Origin of the sequence: Pseudomonas sp., assembly GCF_049590575.1 — a bacterium.
Classification (GTDB): domain Bacteria; phylum Pseudomonadota; class Gammaproteobacteria; order Pseudomonadales; family Pseudomonadaceae; genus Aquipseudomonas.
In genome coordinates this window covers 1-16,289 of sequence record NZ_JBAWDE010000270.1, presented here as the reverse complement: position 1 = coordinate 16,289, position 16,289 = coordinate 1, and the positions used below count along the sequence as shown (strand labels likewise).

Annotated in this window: 16 protein-coding genes; 2 read left to right on the top strand and 14 right to left on the bottom strand. The window is 63.4% G+C overall.

Annotated features, from left to right (window positions below):
- From WBR57_RS18705 to WBR57_RS18665, 9 genes are all read right to left on the bottom strand, one after another.
- Nucleotides 1–835: TolC family protein (locus WBR57_RS18705; RefSeq protein WP_424085444.1), on the bottom strand; the 835-nt coding region annotated here is incomplete at its 3' end.
- Entirely contained in the window at nucleotides 832–1,722 is an 891-nt protein-coding gene (locus tag WBR57_RS18700) for an efflux RND transporter periplasmic adaptor subunit (protein ID WP_424085442.1), read from the bottom strand. The genes WBR57_RS18705 and WBR57_RS18700, both read right to left, overlap by 4 nt.
- Entirely contained in the window at nucleotides 1,719–1,928 is a 210-nt protein-coding gene (locus WBR57_RS18695; protein WP_010214247.1) for a DUF1656 domain-containing protein, read from the bottom strand. Before WBR57_RS18695 ends, WBR57_RS18700 begins: the two co-directional genes overlap by 4 nt.
- The gene (locus WBR57_RS18690) at nucleotides 1,925–4,003 is read right to left on the bottom strand and encodes an FUSC family protein (protein WP_424085439.1); all 2,079 of its coding nucleotides are present in this window, start codon (nucleotides 4,001–4,003) and stop codon (nucleotides 1,925–1,927) included. The genes WBR57_RS18695 and WBR57_RS18690 overlap by 4 nt, the downstream gene beginning before the upstream one ends.
- The gene (locus tag WBR57_RS18685) at nucleotides 4,000–4,419 is read right to left on the bottom strand and encodes a MarR family transcriptional regulator (RefSeq protein ID WP_122540167.1); all 420 of its coding nucleotides are present in this window, start codon (nucleotides 4,417–4,419) and stop codon (nucleotides 4,000–4,002) included. The genes WBR57_RS18690 and WBR57_RS18685 overlap by 4 nt, the downstream gene beginning before the upstream one ends.
- 220 nt (nucleotides 4,420–4,639) lie before the next feature.
- Complete coding sequence (locus tag WBR57_RS18680) at nucleotides 4,640–4,921, bottom strand: type II toxin-antitoxin system RelE family toxin (protein ID WP_424085437.1); 282 nt, start codon at nucleotides 4,919–4,921, stop codon at nucleotides 4,640–4,642.
- The gene (locus WBR57_RS18675) at nucleotides 4,911–5,156 is read right to left on the bottom strand and encodes a type II toxin-antitoxin system Phd/YefM family antitoxin (RefSeq protein WP_424085435.1); all 246 of its coding nucleotides are present in this window, start codon (nucleotides 5,154–5,156) and stop codon (nucleotides 4,911–4,913) included. The genes WBR57_RS18680 and WBR57_RS18675 overlap by 11 nt, the downstream gene beginning before the upstream one ends.
- A 93-nt stretch (nucleotides 5,157–5,249) precedes the next feature.
- Complete coding sequence (locus WBR57_RS18670; RefSeq protein WP_424085433.1) at nucleotides 5,250–5,495, bottom strand: DUF2789 domain-containing protein; 246 nt, start codon at nucleotides 5,493–5,495, stop codon at nucleotides 5,250–5,252.
- Nucleotides 5,496–5,528: 33 nt separating this feature from the next.
- Nucleotides 5,529–7,133 carry a glycosyltransferase family 39 protein gene (locus tag WBR57_RS18665; RefSeq protein ID WP_424085431.1) on the bottom strand — a complete coding sequence of 535 codons (1,605 nt, stop codon included), beginning with the start codon at nucleotides 7,131–7,133 and terminating at the stop codon, nucleotides 5,529–5,531.
- Nucleotides 7,134–7,312: 179 nt separating this feature from the next.
- Between WBR57_RS18665 and WBR57_RS18660 the strand changes: the two genes are divergently transcribed.
- Complete coding sequence (locus WBR57_RS18660; protein WP_424085429.1) at nucleotides 7,313–9,478, top strand: outer membrane assembly lipoprotein YfiO; 2,166 nt, start codon at nucleotides 7,313–7,315, stop codon at nucleotides 9,476–9,478.
- The gene (locus WBR57_RS18655) at nucleotides 9,475–10,179 is read left to right on the top strand and encodes a DUF3142 domain-containing protein (RefSeq protein ID WP_424085427.1); all 705 of its coding nucleotides are present in this window, start codon (nucleotides 9,475–9,477) and stop codon (nucleotides 10,177–10,179) included. The genes WBR57_RS18660 and WBR57_RS18655 overlap by 4 nt, the downstream gene beginning before the upstream one ends.
- Before the next feature lie 39 nt (nucleotides 10,180–10,218).
- On the opposite strand, the gene WBR57_RS18650 is transcribed toward WBR57_RS18655, so the two are convergent.
- The 5 genes from WBR57_RS18650 to WBR57_RS18630 all read right to left on the bottom strand — a co-directional run.
- Nucleotides 10,219–12,669 carry a TonB-dependent siderophore receptor gene (locus WBR57_RS18650; RefSeq protein ID WP_424085425.1) on the bottom strand — a complete coding sequence of 817 codons (2,451 nt, stop codon included), beginning with the start codon at nucleotides 12,667–12,669 and terminating at the stop codon, nucleotides 10,219–10,221.
- A gap of 93 nt (nucleotides 12,670–12,762) precedes the next feature.
- Nucleotides 12,763–13,713, bottom strand: coding sequence for a FecR domain-containing protein (locus WBR57_RS18645; protein ID WP_424085423.1), 951 nt, complete (start codon nucleotides 13,711–13,713; stop codon nucleotides 12,763–12,765).
- On the bottom strand, nucleotides 13,710–14,219 hold the full coding sequence (locus WBR57_RS18640) for a sigma-70 family RNA polymerase sigma factor (RefSeq protein ID WP_424085421.1): 510 nt from the start codon (nucleotides 14,217–14,219) through the stop codon (nucleotides 13,710–13,712). Before WBR57_RS18640 ends, WBR57_RS18645 begins: the two co-directional genes overlap by 4 nt.
- 74 nt (nucleotides 14,220–14,293) lie before the next feature.
- Entirely contained in the window at nucleotides 14,294–15,739 is a 1,446-nt protein-coding gene (locus WBR57_RS18635; protein WP_424085419.1) for an efflux transporter outer membrane subunit, read from the bottom strand.
- On the bottom strand, nucleotides 15,736–16,289 hold a 554-nt coding region (locus tag WBR57_RS18630; RefSeq protein WP_424085417.1), incomplete at its 5' end, for an efflux RND transporter periplasmic adaptor subunit. The genes WBR57_RS18635 and WBR57_RS18630, both read right to left, overlap by 4 nt.

Below are 16,289 nucleotides of genomic sequence, written 5' to 3'. Positions count from 1 at the left end.
GTAACTGCGCGATGTGCGGCAGCTCGGCGCAGCTGGCGGTGCCGGCCGGCAATTGGTCCAGCGGCTTGGCCAGCAGCATCGACAGGCGGAACAGAGCCGCCTGGCGCGCTGCTTCGTAGCGCGGCATGTCGGCGCGCAAGGATTTGTATTGGGTTTGCGAACGGGTCACCTGGGTTTCATCACCACGGCCGGCATCGCGCAGGCGCTGGGTCAGCTGGGTGCTCTGGGCTTGCAGGTCGAGGGACTCGTTGGCAATCGCCAGTTCTTCGTTGGCCGCGCACACCTGGGTGTAGGAACGCACCACATCGGCAACCAGGGTGATACGCGCGATATCGGCGGTAGCCTGGGCGGCGTCGGCGCTGGCCTGGGCGCTTTCGATACCGCGCTGCAAGGTGCCGAACAGATCGAATTGGTAAGACGTGGTGATACTCGCGGCGCCGATGTTGCCCACCGGGACTTTTTCCGTCAGCAAAAACGCTTCGCCCGATTCCTGCAGGCGCTGGGCCTCAGCCTTGGCGCCGAGGCTCCAACCGCCGGCGGACTCCGCCTGTTCAGTCTGGAAGCGCGCGCGCTGCAAGTTGGCGGCGGCCACCCGCAGGTCGGTGTTGGAGGCCATGGCCTGGCGCACCAGCTCATCCAGGCGCGGGTCTTTGTAGAGCTTCCACCAGTCGGCGGGCACCGGCGCCGACACCACGTTGTTGCCCTCGCCCGCCAGTTGCCCTTGCAGGTCGCCACGGTTCACGGCGGACTTCTCCGGCAGCTTGTAATCCGGCCCCACCACCTGGCAGGCCGACAGTAACAACCCCAGCGCAGCGGTTGCCCAAAGCTGCTTCATGGCTTGTCTCCGTCTTTAACCTTATCGCCGATGATCGACACGGTTGCCGTACGCCCGGCGATCATGCGGAAGTCTGCCGGCACATCGTCAAAGGCGATGCGCACCGGAATCCGCTGGGCCAGGCGCACCCAGCTGAACGCCGGGTTGACGTTGGGCAACAGGTTCGAGCCGCTGCTGCGATCACGGTCTTCGATACCGGCGACGATGCTCTGCACATGACCGCGCAGGCGAGCGTTGTCGCCGATCACGCGGATATCCACGGCCATGCCGATGTGAATGCCGTCGAGCTTGGTCTCTTCGAAATAGCCGTCGATGTGGAACGAATTGCTGTCCACCACCGACAGCACCGGGCGCCCGGCGGTGACGAACTCCTGCGCACGCGGCGCGCGGTCGTTGACGTAGCCGTCCACCGGGCTGCGGATCACCGAGCGGTCGAGGTTGAGCTGGGCGGAGTCCACGGTGACCTGTGCTTCGGCCAACGCCGATTGGGCGCGGGCCACACGCGACTGGCTTTCTTCCAGTTGCTCGCTCGGCACCAGGTTGCCCAGGCCCCGGTTACGCTTGTACTCGCGGTTGGCCTGGGCCAGGGTTTCCTGGCGGTCGGCCACGGCGGCCTGGGCCTGGCGCAGGGCCAGCTTGAAGCGGTCCTGGTCCACGGCAAACAACACCTGGCCCTTGGTCACCAATTGGTTGTCGCGCACGTCCACCTGCTGGATCAGCCCGGACACGTCCGGCGCGATCTGCACGATGTCGGCACGGATGTGCCCGTCACGGGTCCAGGGCGCAAACATGTAATACATGACCATGCGCCACACAACGACGACCGCAAACGTCACGATCAACAACGTGAGGACGACACGGCCGATGGTCAAAAAAGGTTTTTTCATGTCATGAGGTATCGACTGAGTGAGTCCACCGCGCCCAGCAACAGCGCGTAGAGCCCCACATTGAACAATGCCCGGTGCCAGACCAGGCGATAAAAGTGGAGGCGGGTCAACAACCCGTGCACCACCAGAAACAACACATAGGTAATGCCCATCAGCACCAGTAGCGTAGGCAGGAACACACCGCTGATATCCAGATCACCGATCATAAAGGCGCTCCATCGGGCAACGGCGCTTCCATTTCCGTGCCGCCAATAAATTCCACACCGGGCAGCAGCGCCAGGCGCAAACCGGCCAAGGCGTGCAGCAGATGCAGGCGGGTGTCGTCTTCGTCTTGCAGGCCCTGGCCATTGAGGGCTCGGCGCGTGCGGTCGAGGGTCATCAGCAGACCGCTCGGCGCAGGCAAGCGTTCACCCGCCTTGAGGCACGCCTTGAAGTAACCGCCCACGCCTTCGACCACCTGGTTGAGCAGCACGCGTGGCACACCGAGGACGCGCGGCGAGTACGCCAGCAGGTCGAGCAGGTTGAGCGCCACGCGCAAATCGCGCAGGGCGCTGCCCGTGTCCTGGTTGATCAACGCCAGGCGCGGCAGGTGCTGCATCAGGCGGTCGAGCATTTGCACGGCCATGTGCCGGTGTTCGTTCAGCGTCGCGGGCTCGGTCAGGCCGACGATGTCGCGCCAGCTGAAACGGGTCAGGCGTTTGGCCGCGAGTTCGGCGCCGAAGGGCCGCGCCACCAGGGTCCACACGAAGGCAAACAGCAGGCCCACGGGCCCGGCCAGGTTGACGTTGGCGAAGTTCAGGAAATCCGCGTCATAGGCGCCCTGGATGCTGATGAACGACGAGGTGTTCACCAGCGTCAGCAGCATGCCCAGGTAAAATCGCGGCTGCACGGTGAGCGTGCCGATGCAGATAAACGGCACGGCGAACGCCAGCACCAGCATCGGGAAATCGTGCAGGTTGGGCAGCACCAGAAACAGATACAGGCTGGCGAACAGCACCGACATGGCGGTCCAGAAAAAGAACCGGTAGATCTGCGGCGCCGGGTCGTCCATCGAGGCGAAAAAGCTGCAGGCCACGGCGGCCAGGATCACTGCGCTGCCGCCGTCGGTCCAGCCCAGCAGAATCCACAGCACCGAGGCGACGATGATCGCGGTGACCGTGGAAAACGCCGAATAGAACATCAGGCCACGGTCCAGAAACGGTGTGAGCCGGCCCAGGCGCCAGTGGCGGTATACGGCGCGCCAGGTGTCCTGGCTTTCGCACTGGATGGCGGCTTGCAGGCTGCGGCAGTCCTGCCACAGGTCGATCCACTCGCCGAGGCGATACAAGGCGTTGGAGAACAGCAACGTGTGCCGGTCGTCCAGCGCTTCGCCATGGGGTTGAGCGGCGTCGATCTTGTCGCGCAGCACGCGCCAACGTTCAACAGGCGCTTCTGCAGTCGTACTCTGCAGCCAGGCATTGGCCTCTTCCAGCAAGGGCGTGAGCTGAGCCACGAACGCCGGCGCGCGGTGTTCGATTGCGTAGACAGCGTCGTCCAGAGCATCGATCACCGGCAGCAGGTGGATCATCCGCCCGCGCAATTCCTTGGTATTGCGCACCGTTTGCGGCCGCGCGCCTTCGTGGGGCAACTGGCCGATCATCAATTCGAGGGTGTTGAAGGTGGCGACCATGCCGCCGCGCAAAGTGCTGATTTCTTCAGGCTGCACATTGCGCGTCAAAAAGCGCTGGCTGTAGACCTGGGCATCGGCAAACCACTTGGCGACCGACCCATCGAACACCGGCGCCAGGCGCCGCGGCCAGAACATCGCGCCGACCACCGCCGCGACCGCGATGCCGAGGAAGATTTCCTCGGTACGCGCCTCGGCCACATCCCACACCGCCAGCGGGTTATCCACCACCGGCAAGGCGATCAACGGCAAGGTGTAGCCGGCCAGCATCAGCGCGTAGTTATTCGCGGTGCGCAGGTGCATGGACAGGAACAACAGGGTGCCTGTCCACAACGCGATCACCACCACCAACAGGTAGGGCGACTGCACAAACATCGGCACAAAAAACACCGCCGCCGCCGCGCCCATCAAGGTGCCGACGGCGCGGTACAACGCCTTGGAACTGGTAGGGCCGACAAACGGGCTGGAGACGATATACACGGTGGCCATCGCCCAATACGGGCGGGGCATTTGCATGAGCATGGCGATGTACAGCGCGATCATCGACGCCGCGAAGGTGCGAACCCCATAGAACCAGTCCCGCGCCGGGGGGAAGCCTGTAAAAAAACCGTTCAAGACGTTGCAACCCCAGCCGCTTCAAAAGCGGTTAATACACGCAGTGCGGCTTCCAGATCGCTGCGATCAATATCGGCCAGCACTTCCTTGCGCAAGCGCACCAGTTGCGACTCCACCGCCTGCACCAGCTCGCGGCCACGCTCGGTGAGGCTCAAGGCCTTGGCGCGGCGGTCGTGCACGTCTTCGGTGCGGCATACGTAGCCGTCGTTGCACAAGCGGTCGAGCAGGCGCACCAGCGACGGGCTTTCCATCCCCGACGCCTGGGCCACTTTGACCTGATGCACACCGTCGCCCAAGCGGCCGATCATCAACAACGGCACGGCGCAGGCTTCGGAAATACCGTAGCTCACCAGCGTCGCCTGGCAGATTTTGCGCCAATTACGGGCGCCCACCACCATGCTGCTGCTGAGGTTCATATGGAGTTGTTCGAGGGTTTGGGACACTGAATAGTTCGCATACAGTTAGTTTGCTAACTATCAATATGGTGGATGAAGCCAAGTGCGTCAAGTTTTGAAACAATTTTGCGGATGGGTGGTGGGGGGCTGTGGGTAAGCAAAGCGGGTTTGAACGGGGTGTCGGGTTTTGTGACGGTTTCCACGTACCGCGTGCGAAAGGTCGGAATCAAGTCACACCGCGCTAGCGCTTCTTGGCGCTCTCGTAGACATCACTACGCTCACGCTTGCCTACGGCTACGACCGAAACCACCACTCGCGCCTCTATCACCTGATAAACCAAACGGTAACCAGAGGACCTGAGTTTGATTTTGTAGCAGTCAGCCATGCCATACAGCGCGTCAGATTGGACCTTGGGCAGCGTCAGGCGCTCTGCCAATTTCTTTTTAAACTGCTCGCGCACTGTGTGCCCAAGCTTGTCCCACTCCTTGCGAGCAGAAGGGAGAAACTCGAGCTTATAGGTCATCCAGCTTCACCGGTACAGGCGTCTCATGACTGCGCGAGCGGACTAGCTCAGCCAGCTCCAGATCATCTAGCCTTTCCACCATCGCTTCGAACACGTTAGCAGGCACCATGTAGCCCATAACGCGGTTGTGATTGAGCACGGCAACCGGACCACCATGAGCGTTACTCATCACCGCAGAGGGATTTTTTTTAAGCTCGGAAACGCTGACGGCCATATCGGCCAAAACACTTTGCATAATAAAGACCTCAAATAAGGACTTTATTCTGGTCTATTTATGGTTGATCCGGCAACTCAGAAAAACTGGCTGTGGAAAATGCCGTTCAGGCATTTACACCCCTCTCCCACCCCGCAACATCAAATTCAGCTCATCCACCACCTCCGCCCAATCCGCGTCTTCCAGAATCTCCTCACGCAAAAGCGCTTTCTGGCTGTCCGTCCAGAAAAACGCATCCGCGAGTTTCAAATCCGGCTTCAGTGGTGAATGGACCGCCACGAATTTCTCAATATTGACGGGGTCATTTTCCAGGCCAAGCTGTTTGAACAGTGACGGTAAGCTGTGCACGGGCGACTGCATGGCGGGCTCCAGATGGGAAGGGTTTAACCGAGTCTAGTGGCAGCCTTCGGGCTGCGGTGGGGCAACGTTGCACACCACAAACAGGCGCGCCCGTGCACCGCCGCCGTCCTGGCGGCTGAGTTCGCGCCAGCCGGCGGGCAACGGGGCGAAGTCGTCCGGCGCTTCGTTGCTGCTGATCAGCCATACACGGCGAGTGTCGGCGGGCAGTGCCGACAGGTGGTCGAGGTAAATGCGTCCGCCGTCCTGATCCACCAGGGTGCCGAAACCGTAGGCATTTGGGTGGGTTGGCGTGCCGTCGGGCTTGGGCGGGGTGTAGAGCTGCAGTTGGGCGTCGGTCTGGTCGTAATACACGTAGCTGAGGTACCACATCATGTCGCTGAGGACGATGCGGTCGTCTTCCTGGTAATTGCGATTGACGAACTCCACCGGCACGTTGAATTGGTCGTGCTCATCCACCGTGAAGTTGTTTTTCAGGCCCACCAGTTCCACGCCGACAAACAGCACGAATAACCCAGCGCCCAACAGCGACAGGCGTTTGGGCAGACGGTCGATGGCCAAGGCCACAAGGACCGGCAACCCCAAGGCATAGACCGTGAGGTAGCGCTCGATAAACACCGGGGAAATAAACGACACCGCGTACACCAACAGCAGCGGCAGCAGGAAAAACAGCGCCAGCAGGCTGGCCGGGCGATAGCGCTCGCGGTCTCGCCCGGCGGTCACCAGCACAATCGTCGCCAGCAACAGCGGGAACAGCCAGAACAGCGGCGGCCAAAAGCCGATGCCTTCATCCTGGAGCACGAACTGCCAGATCATCGACGGCAGGGAGGCCAGGCTGACCGGGTCTTCCCAGCCGATATCACCGCCGACTTTGAGTTGCTCGACGTGCTGGACCAGGTCGAGCAGATTCGGCAGCCACGGCAGGTACAACAGCACAATCGCCGCATTGGCCCCCCACCAGGCCGGGCGGGTGAGCAAACGCTGGTCTCGCGGCTGCGCGCCGCACAACACACCCAGCCAGGCCCAATGCACCAGCACGCATAACGCGGTGAAGTAATGGGTGTAGAACCCGGCGCTCATCAACAGCACATAAACCGCCAGATAACGCGTGCGCTCGGGCTGACGCACCCAATACACCAGCGCCAGCGTGGCGCCCAGCAGCCACACGCCGAGCAGCGAGTACATGCGCACTTCCTGGCTGTAGCGCACCGCCGTCGGCAGCAAGGCCAGCAGGATCCCCGCCAGCACGGCCGCGCGGCGCGTGGACAGCTGTCGTGTCAGCCAGGCGCCCAGGCCCACTGCGATCACCCCAGGCAAGGCACTCATGCCGCGTATCGACCAGATGCTGTCGCCGAACAGTTCGATCCAGCCGCGCAGCATGAAGAAATACAGCGGCGGGTGCACATCGTGGGCCGCGTGAAACCACAGGTCGGTCGCCGCATATTCGCTGAGCAGCAGGCTGGAGCCTTCGTCGCCCCAGATCGCAGCCGACGTCAGCTGGTAAAAACGCAGGGCCATCGCCAGCGCCAGGATCGGCACCCACCAGAGGCGGCCGAGCCAACCGGCGCCCTCCCACCCAAGGCGGCTGAGTGCGAGTAACGCCCCGACCTTTTCGTTTTGCTCTACCACCGACCGACGCACTTCGATTCCCCCGCCACTGCCCTGACTGCCTCAGTGCAAACACCGCCACTCTAGGACAAAAGCCCGGGAACCGCTTCTGGATTCGGACAAATCAACAATTTGCGTAGGCCTTCACCGAAGCGCCCGTAGGAACACGCTATGATTGCCGCCCTCCAAGGACTCAGGATCAAGGACACGTCATGCGCATCGGTTTTCTGTCACCCCTGGCACTGGCGCTGCTCGCCGGTATTTCCTTGCCGGCACAGGCCAGCTCAGACGACTCGTGCTACCCCGACTGGCGCGTGTCGCGTGACAGTCTCGACCCATGCAGCAACCAGCCCTTCCTCAGCCCGGGCAATGACAGCCGGGTTAACCTGCGCCTGCTGCTGGCCGACAAAAAGGCCGCGGGCCTGGCACCCAACGCTTTGAGTGAAGACGATCTGGCCCAGGGCTTCGGCCCGGTGCCGTTTCCGGTGTACCGCCTGGCGCCGGTGCCCAGCTCGGACGCCGAACCCGACAATCAGCCGGACAACTCGCGCACCGCAGAGCTCGAAACCCTGCTCCAGCCCCTGGGCATCGAGCGCAAGGAGCTCACCCCTGCGGGTGACGCCTTCCTCAGCGGGGAAGGCAGCCGCTGCCGCAGCAACAACGACGACAGCGCCGCCGCGTTTATCAGCCAGGTGGTCAAGGCTGACATCCCGGCCGCCGAGCGCGAGCTACTGGTAAAGGCGCGCCTGCAACTGCTCACGGCCTGTACCTGGGACGGGCAAGTGCTAGACCAGCCATTGCAATCGACTGACGGCCAGTTACTGCGGACCTACCTGCAAGCCGCCGCCGATTTTTACAGCGGCCGTTTCAGCGACGCCGAGCGCGGGTTTGCGGCGGCCAGCAGCAGTGCGCTGCCCTGGCTCACCGAAACTGCGCTGTACATGACTGCGCGCACCTCGCTGAACCAGGCCCAGGCCGAAGCCTTCGACGAATACGGCATGCCGCAGCTGGCGCATGTGGATAAGTCGGCGCTGGGCGATGCTGAAGAGGGCTTGCTCAATTACCTGAAAACTTATCCACAGGGCGAGTACGCGGTATCCGCCCGTGGCCTGCTGCGCCGTGTGTATTGGCTGGCGGGCAACAATGACAAGCTTGCCGAGGCCTTTGCCTGGCAATTGACCCAAGCGACGGACGCGCAGCGCAATGTGTCGGTGGATGAGCTGGTGGAAGAGGCCGACCTCAAGCTGCTGATGGTTAACAGCGAGACCGTCAACACGCCGATGATCCAGCTGGTCAGCGACCTGATGGTGATGCGTGGCGGCGACCAACCCGCCCTCTCCCGCGCTGATCTGGAAAAGCAAAAAGGCGCCTTTGCCAGCCAACCGGAACTCTATGACTACCTGCTGGCCGTGTGTGCGCTGTACATCGAACATCAACCGGACGCGGCCTTGAAGCAGCTGCCGCAGAGCGTGCCGTCGAGCCTCAACTACTTCGCCTTCAGCCAGCAGACCCTGCGCGCCCTGGCCCTGGAAGCCAAGCAAGACTGGAAAGGCGCCGAGGCGCTGTGGCTGCAATTGCTGCCGCTGGCAAAACTGCCGCTGCAACGCGACCAGCTGGAGTTGGCCCTGGCCATGAACTACGAGCGCAGTGGCCAACTGGCCAAGGTGTTCGCCGCCGACTCGCCGATCAACGCCAAGCAGGTGCGCTACATCCTGCTGCGCAACGTCGCCGGCCCCGAGCTGCTGCGCCAGCAGATTGCCCAGGCCAGCGACCCGCTGGAACGCCAGACTGCGCAATTCGTGCTGCTCTACAAAGACCTGCTGCGCGGCCAGTTCGCGACCTTCGCCGAGGACCTCAAGCAACTGCCCGCTTCGGCCCCCGAAGACAAACTGGGCACCAGCCTGGGCTATGTCTACAGCGCCGGCCAGAGCTTGAAACTGTTCCAGTGGAACGGCGACAAGGCCGAGTCCGGCTACGCTTGCCCGGGCATCGCGCAAACCGCCGCGACCCTGCAAAACGACGCGAAAAACCCGCAAGGCCTGAACTGCTTCGGTGAGTTCATCCTGCGCAACGGCCTGGACGGTATGCCCCTGGACCAGGCGCGCGCCGCCGGCAGCCTGGGCAGCACCGCGTCGCAGTTCACCGGCGAAACCTTCTCGCGGCTCGACGGTTACAAGCAGGTGATCGCCAATGCCAAGGCACCGAAAAACGACAAGGCCTACGCACTGTTCCGCGCCATCAACTGCTATGCGCCGTCGGGCTACAACAGCTGCGGCGGCCAGGACGTGACACCGGCGGTGCGCAAGGCCTGGTTCCGCCAGCTCAAGAGCGGATTTGCCGACACCCAGTGGGGCAAATCCCTGCAGTACTACTGGTGAAGCACCTGTGGCTTGGCTTGCTGTTGCTGGCAAGCCCGGCCTTCGCCGCCGTCGACGCCGGGGACTACGACGCCTTCTGGCTGTGGAGCGGCGTTACGCCGCAACCGGTGCTCAAGCAGGCCAACACCCTGTATATCCTGCAGGGCCAGATCAATTCCACGCGCCGCGCACCGCAGCGCGGCGTGCAACTGATCGCCCAGGGCATCAGCGTGCCGCGCCTGAGCCGAGGCGAAGTCTGGGTGGTCTACCGCGCCCACACGCTGCACTGGCCAGAACCGGTCTACCGCCAAGTGCTCGGCCAGGTGCAACGCTGGCGCGAGGCGGGCAACCCGGTGGTCGGTATCCAGATCGACTTCGACGCCCGCACCCAATACCTGCACGAATACGCAGATTTCCTGCGCGACTTGCGCCAACGCCTGCCCGCCGACCTGCGCCTGAGCATCACCGGGTTGATGGACTGGGGCAGCAACGCCGACCCCGCCGCCCTCGCCCAGCTCAAGGGCGTGGTGGACGAGGTGGTGGTGCAGACGTACCAGGGGCGCCAGAGCATCCCGGATTACGCGGCGTATCTGCCACGCATGAATCGGCTGGGGCTGCCGTTCAAAGTGGGTCTGATTCAGGGCGGCGAATGGCTTGAGCCGGGATATTTGAAGGGCAGCGAGTGGTTTCGCGGGTATGTGGTGTTTTTGCAGAACCCTTGAAAGCCAGGAGCCGGACAACCGGCTCCTGTGCGTCATTTTTTACCAGTCATATGTCAGGCTGGACACCACCGTGCGCCCTTCGCCGTAGTAGCAATCCAAGTCACTGGTGCACTGCGAGACGTAGGTCTTATTGGTGAGGTTCTGCACGTTCATCGCCAGTTTCACGCCCGTGAGCTTGAGCGGCGACAGGCCTAAGTCATAGCTGAGGCTGGCGTCGTAGACGCTGTACGACGGCACGCTGAAGGCGCCTTCATAGTAGTCGCCCAGGCTTTGGCGCGCGTAGCGAACGCCCAGGCCCGCGCCGAGGCCGGCCAGCGGTGTGTCGCCGAGCACGCTGTAGTTGACCCACATCGACGCGGTCAGCGGCGAGATACCAGCAGGGTGACGGCCTTGGCGGCCCTCCTCGTCCTTGGTGTATTTGATGTCGTTGCGCGAAGCCGAAGCAATGATTTCCCAGGCATCGCTGAGGGCGGCCTTGGCTTCCAGTTCCACACCACGCGAGCGCATCGCGCCGCTCTGGGTGCTGAACGTATCGTTGGGGTTGGTGGTGATCACGTTTTCCTGGTCAAGTTGATACACCGACACCTGCACAAAACTCTTCTGCCCAGGTGGCTGGTACTTCATGCCGACTTCATATTGCTTGCCGGTGGAGGGGTCGAACGGCTTGCGCTGAGCGTCAGTGCCGGTCAACGGCAGGAACGACTCGGAGTAACTGACGAAGGGCGCCAGCCCGTTATCGAACAGGTACACCAAACCCGCACGGCCGGTGAAGGCTTCGTCTTTGCTGGCGAAGCGCGTGCCTTGCAGCGGCTCCCTGTTGACCACGCTGGCCCAGTCATAGCGGCCACCGAGCACCAAGGCCCATTTATCCAGCCTGATCTGGTCCTGCACGTACAGGCCTGTCTGGCTCAAGGTGCGATCCCAACGGTACGGTTGGCCAAAATTCATCGGCTGGCCATACACCGGGTTGAACAGGTCGATCACCGGCGGGTTGCGGTCATACCGCCCGTGGAACAGGGAGCCGGAGTGGTAGTAATCCAGGCCGACGATCACGGTATGGGCCAGCGCGCCGGTGGTGAATTCGGCCTGGGCGATGCTGTCCACGCCAAACACTTTGTTGTTCTGCGCCCAGTCCACGCCGAAGCGTTGCAGGTAGCGTTGGTCCTGCACGCCGGTGACCGGGTTGGCGACAAAACGGTAGCCGTGCAACGGCGCGGTATAGCGGTCATCGACCTCGGCGTAACGTGCGTTTTGCTTGAGGGTCCACGTGTCGTTGAGGCGATGGGAAATCTCATAACCCAACGCGTACTGCTCGCGGTTGTACTGGTTGACACCCGGCTCGCCGATAAACACATCACGCTTGATCTTGCCGTTGGGATTCGCCCACAGGGTGCCGGACGCCGGCAGACCTTGGGCTTCGGGCACGCCTTTGTCTTTCTGGTACTGGGCAAACACCGTCAGGCTGGTGTCGTCGTTGGGGCGCCAGGTGAGGCTAGGGGCGATGAACTGGCGCTTGTTCTCGACGTAATTGATCTCATCCTGCCCGTCATTAGCCAGGCCGGTCAGGCGGTATAGAAATTGGCCCTGCTCATCCAACGGACCACTGAGGTCGATGGCCGCACTTTTGTGCTCGTAGGTGCCGGCCTCCAATACCACTTGGTGCACCGGTGTTTCGCTGGGGCGCTTGCTGAGCATGTTGACGATGCCGCCAGGCTGGTTCTGCCCGTACAGCACCGACGCCGGGCCCTTGAGCACTTCGATGCGCTCCAGGGAATAGGGCTCGATCTGCAACGCACCGCCCGTACTGCCGCCGCCGTAGGGCAGGTGCAAACCGTCGAGGTACAACGGCGTCGGCGTGAAACCGCGTGAGGTGGGCTCATCGAATAACTTGACCCGGTCAGCGAAACCGCCAGCGGTCATGCCCGGCGTGTAGAGCAGGGCCTGTGTGACGCTCTGGGCACCGCGGGCCTTGATTTCGGCGGCGGTGATCACGTTGATGGTCTGGGGAATTTCGACCAGCGCCGAATCGGTCTTGCTGCCGGAAGCGCTGCGCGTGGCGACGATACCAACCACCGGTCCCCAGGCGCTTTCCTGCGCCTGCTGGCCGCTGATCTGGGTGGCGCCGAGCTGCAACGGCCCGTCAGTGGCAATCGTCTGCAACGACCAACCGCCCTGGGCCTGCACCGCCACCAGGCCGCTGCCCGCCAGCAGCCGCTCCAGGCCCGAACCGACCGCGTAACGGCCTTGCAGGCCAGCGCTGCGCTTGCCTTGGGTCAGCGAAGCGTCCACCGAAAGCAAAATACCCGACGCACTCGCGAAGCTGTTCAGCGCCTGATCGAGGCTGCCCGCCGCAATGTTATAGGCGCGTAGCGTCTCAACGCTCTCTTCAGCTTGAACGAAGGTCGGCGCCACAGGCACCGTTGCCAGCAGGCTGACAAACAAGCCACGACGCAGGGCGCGGGCCAAGGGTTGGATTGGGTGGTGCGGCATTGCAGGACTCCCCGTGAGATCGCTTCTTGATTGGCTTTCAAGAGGTATCCCGAACGGTGCGCAAAAACCGACAAGCGCCGACGACATTATTTTTCAGACCCGCGCCTTGATGGTCACCCAGTAGCGTGTCACCGATTGCACCTGCACCGGCAGCGAACGCTCCAGGGCCGCGAGGATCGCGTCGGTATCGTTCAGCGGAAAGACGCCGGTGAGCAACAAGCCGGCCACCGCCTGATCACAGCGCAACAAGCCCGGACGATAGCGGCTCAACTGCGCCACAAACTGGCCCAAGGGCTGGCGCTCGGCGATCAGGCGATGCTCGGTCCAACTGCTGGTGCCGGCCTCCACAGCAGGCAGCGGCGAGCTTTGGCGCTGGTTGAACCATAGGCTGTCGCCGGCCTGAATCTGCACCGCTGCGCCGTGCAACGGAGTCACCCGCACACGGCCTTCGTAGAGGTCGACACGGCTACCGTCGGGCAACTCGCGCACGGCAAAGCGGGTGCCCAGTGCCTGTACATCACCGGCCGGGGTTTCGACGATCAATGGGCGAATGGGGTCGTGGCCGCTGGTCAGCAGGATCTCGCCACGGATCAGGCGGATGCGCCGCTCGCTGGCGCTGAAGCGCAGGTCCACTGCGCTGTCGCTGTTGAGGGCCAGGCGCGTGCCGTCGCTGAGGGTGACATGGCGGATCTCGCCGGTGGTGGTGCGATACTCGGCAAAAGCTGCCTGCCAGGGTTCGCTGCGCTGTACCAGGTAGCCACTGCCCCCAGCCACCAACAGCACGCCGAGCAATTTGAGCGCGGCGCGGCGCTGGGTGTCCGGGGTATCGCGCAATACCGCACGGGCGCTGTCGGTGGGCACGCCCCCGAGGGTGTGTTGCAGGCGTTGCAAGCGTTGCCAGGCGCGGCGATGCTCCGGGTCGGCCGCCTGCCATTGGGCAAACGCCTGAAGTTGCTCGCCGTGCAAGTCGCCACCCCATTGCAGCATCAGCCACTCGCTGGCTTGCTCGACAATAGCCGGGGCGATGGGCGCGTCGTGCCTCATTCTGCGTAGGCCACCTGGTAGCAGGCGACGATAGCGCGGGTCATGTATTTCTGCACCGAACTGACCGTGACCCCCAGGCGCTCGGCGATCTGCGCGTAGCTCAAACCTTCGAACTGCGACAGCAGGAACGCGCGGCGTACATTGTCGGGCATGCGGTCGAGCATGGCGTCGATCTGCATCAGGGTCTCGAGAATCAGCGCGCGCGTTTCCAGGGAGGGCGACTCCGGCTCGGGCAGGTGCGCGATGCTTTCCAGGTAAGCGCGCTCGATGCGCAGGCGCCGCCATTGGTCGATCACCAGGTTGCGTGCGATCTGCGCCAAATAGCTGCGGCTTTCCTTGGCGCCGGGAAAACGCCCGGACACCAACAGGCGCAGGAAGGTGTCCTGCGCCACGTCGGCGGCATGCTCGCGATCGCCCAGGCGTTTGCGCAGCCAGCCTTGCAGCCACCCGTGATGATCGCGGTACAGAAGGTGAAGCTGTTGCTGGCTGTCGGGCGCGGTGTCCATGAAAAGCTCAGATACACTATTGAGAGCAATTATCATTACACCTTGTTAAGCGACTGGCAAAAACTCTTTGTCACTCAGCGCCCGGCGGTTTGCAGTGGATACACCGATTCCCAGCCGCCACCCAACGCTTTGTACAACCCGACCATGGCCAGGGAGACGCCGGTGGAGCTTTCGACCCACTGCTCTTGCGTCGCCAATAAAGCGCTTTGCACGGTCAGCACGTTAACGAAATCCACCACGCCTTCGACGTACTGGTGTTGCGCGGTGCTCAGGGCGATCTGATTCTGGCGTACCGCTTCGGCGAGGCTGTCGCGGCGCAGTTGGCTGGCGTTGTAGCGGGTCAACTGGTCGTCGATTTCATGCCAGGCGCGCAGCACGGTTTGCTGGTAGGCAAGTGCGGCTTCCTGTTGCTGGGCTTCGCGCAGGTTGAGCATGCCTTGCAGGCGCCCGCCGTTGAACAGCGGCAGGCTGAATTGCGGGCCGAAAGCAAACGCACGCGAACCCCAGGAGCCGAAATCCGATAGCTGCAAGGCCTGCGAACCGAGGCTGCCGGACAAGGTGATCCGCGGGTAGAAATCGCCCTTGGCCACGCCGATGCTGGCGGTGGCGGCGTGCAGGCGCGCTTCGGCCTGGCGGATATCCGGGCGGCGTTCGGCCAACTCCGACGGCAGGCCGATGGCGACCTGGCGCTGGGTCTGCGGTACGGCGGCGTCTTTGGACAACTGCGCGTGCAGCGCTTGCGGCGGCTCGCCCATCAACAGGCTCAGGGCGTTGATCAACTGATCCTGGCGCTGCTGCAGATCCGGCAGGCGCGCTTCGATCGCAGCGACTTGGGCGGCAGCTTCGGCCACGTCGAGGTCGGTGGCCACGCCGTCGGCCAAACGCAGTTGCGAGAGCTTGAGGCTGTGGCGCGCGACGTCGAGGTTTTGCTCGGTGACGGCGCGGGTGTTTTGCACGCCGCGCAGTTGGATGTAGTCCTGGGCCGTCTCGGCCAGCACCGACAGCAACACCGCGCGGCGGTCGTTTTCGGCGACTTGCAGGGTGGCGTCGGCGGCTTCGGTTTCACGTTTGACGCGGCCCCAGAAGTCCAGCTCCCACGAGGCCGAGAAGCCCATGTCCCATTGGCTGAACGCCGAGCGGCCATTCTCGCCGGAGGGGTCGTTCAAGCCTTTGGCGCTATTGCGCTCACGCTGATAGCCACCGGTGGCGTTGACGTTCGGATAACGCTCGGCGGTGGTCACTTGGCGCACGGCACGGCTTTGTTGCAGGCGGCTGCTGGCGAGTTTCAGGTCGAGGTTGTCGGTGAGCGCGCGACGCGTGAGGGCCGACAGTTGCTCGTCGTGGAACACATCCCACCAGCGCTCCTGCAGTGGATCGGTGACCGCGCGGCTGGCGGCCTGGCGGCCCTGTGGCTCGCTCCACTGAGCCACTTGCGGGCCTTGCGGGCGCTGGAAATCCGGGCCGACCGTGCAGGCGCCCAGGCTGATAAGGCTCAAGGTGAGCCAGGCGAATCGCTTCATTGCTGGGCCACCTCGCGCGGCTGTGCCACCGGCTGGGTGTCGACGCTGGCTTCCACCGACATGCCGACCCGCAGACGCTCGGTGTGCGCCTGGCCCGGCTCCAGCACGATTTTCACCGGAATGCGCTGCACCACCTTGGTGAAGTTGCCGGTGGCGTTGTCCGGTCTGACCGAGGCGAAGGTCACCCCGGTCGCAGGCGCCAGGCTCTCCAGATGGCCGTGGAGCAATTCGCCGTCGAGGCTGTCGACGCGCACCTGCACGGCTTGGCCGGCGTGCATGTGGGAGAGCTGGGTTTCCTGGAAGTTGGCCACCACGTAGGCCTCGGCCAACGGCACCACGGCGAGGATTTTGCTGCCCGGCGTCACGTAGGCGCCAACTCGCACCGCGCGCTCGCCGACCATGCCATCCACCGGCGCCACAATGCGTGTGTAGGACAGCTGATAGCTGGCCATTTCCAGCGCCGCCTGGGCGCGCTTGAGCCCACCTTCGGCCGCATCGCGCTGGGCGCTGAGGATTTCCACCTGCTTGCGCTCCGCCGCCAGCACCGCCG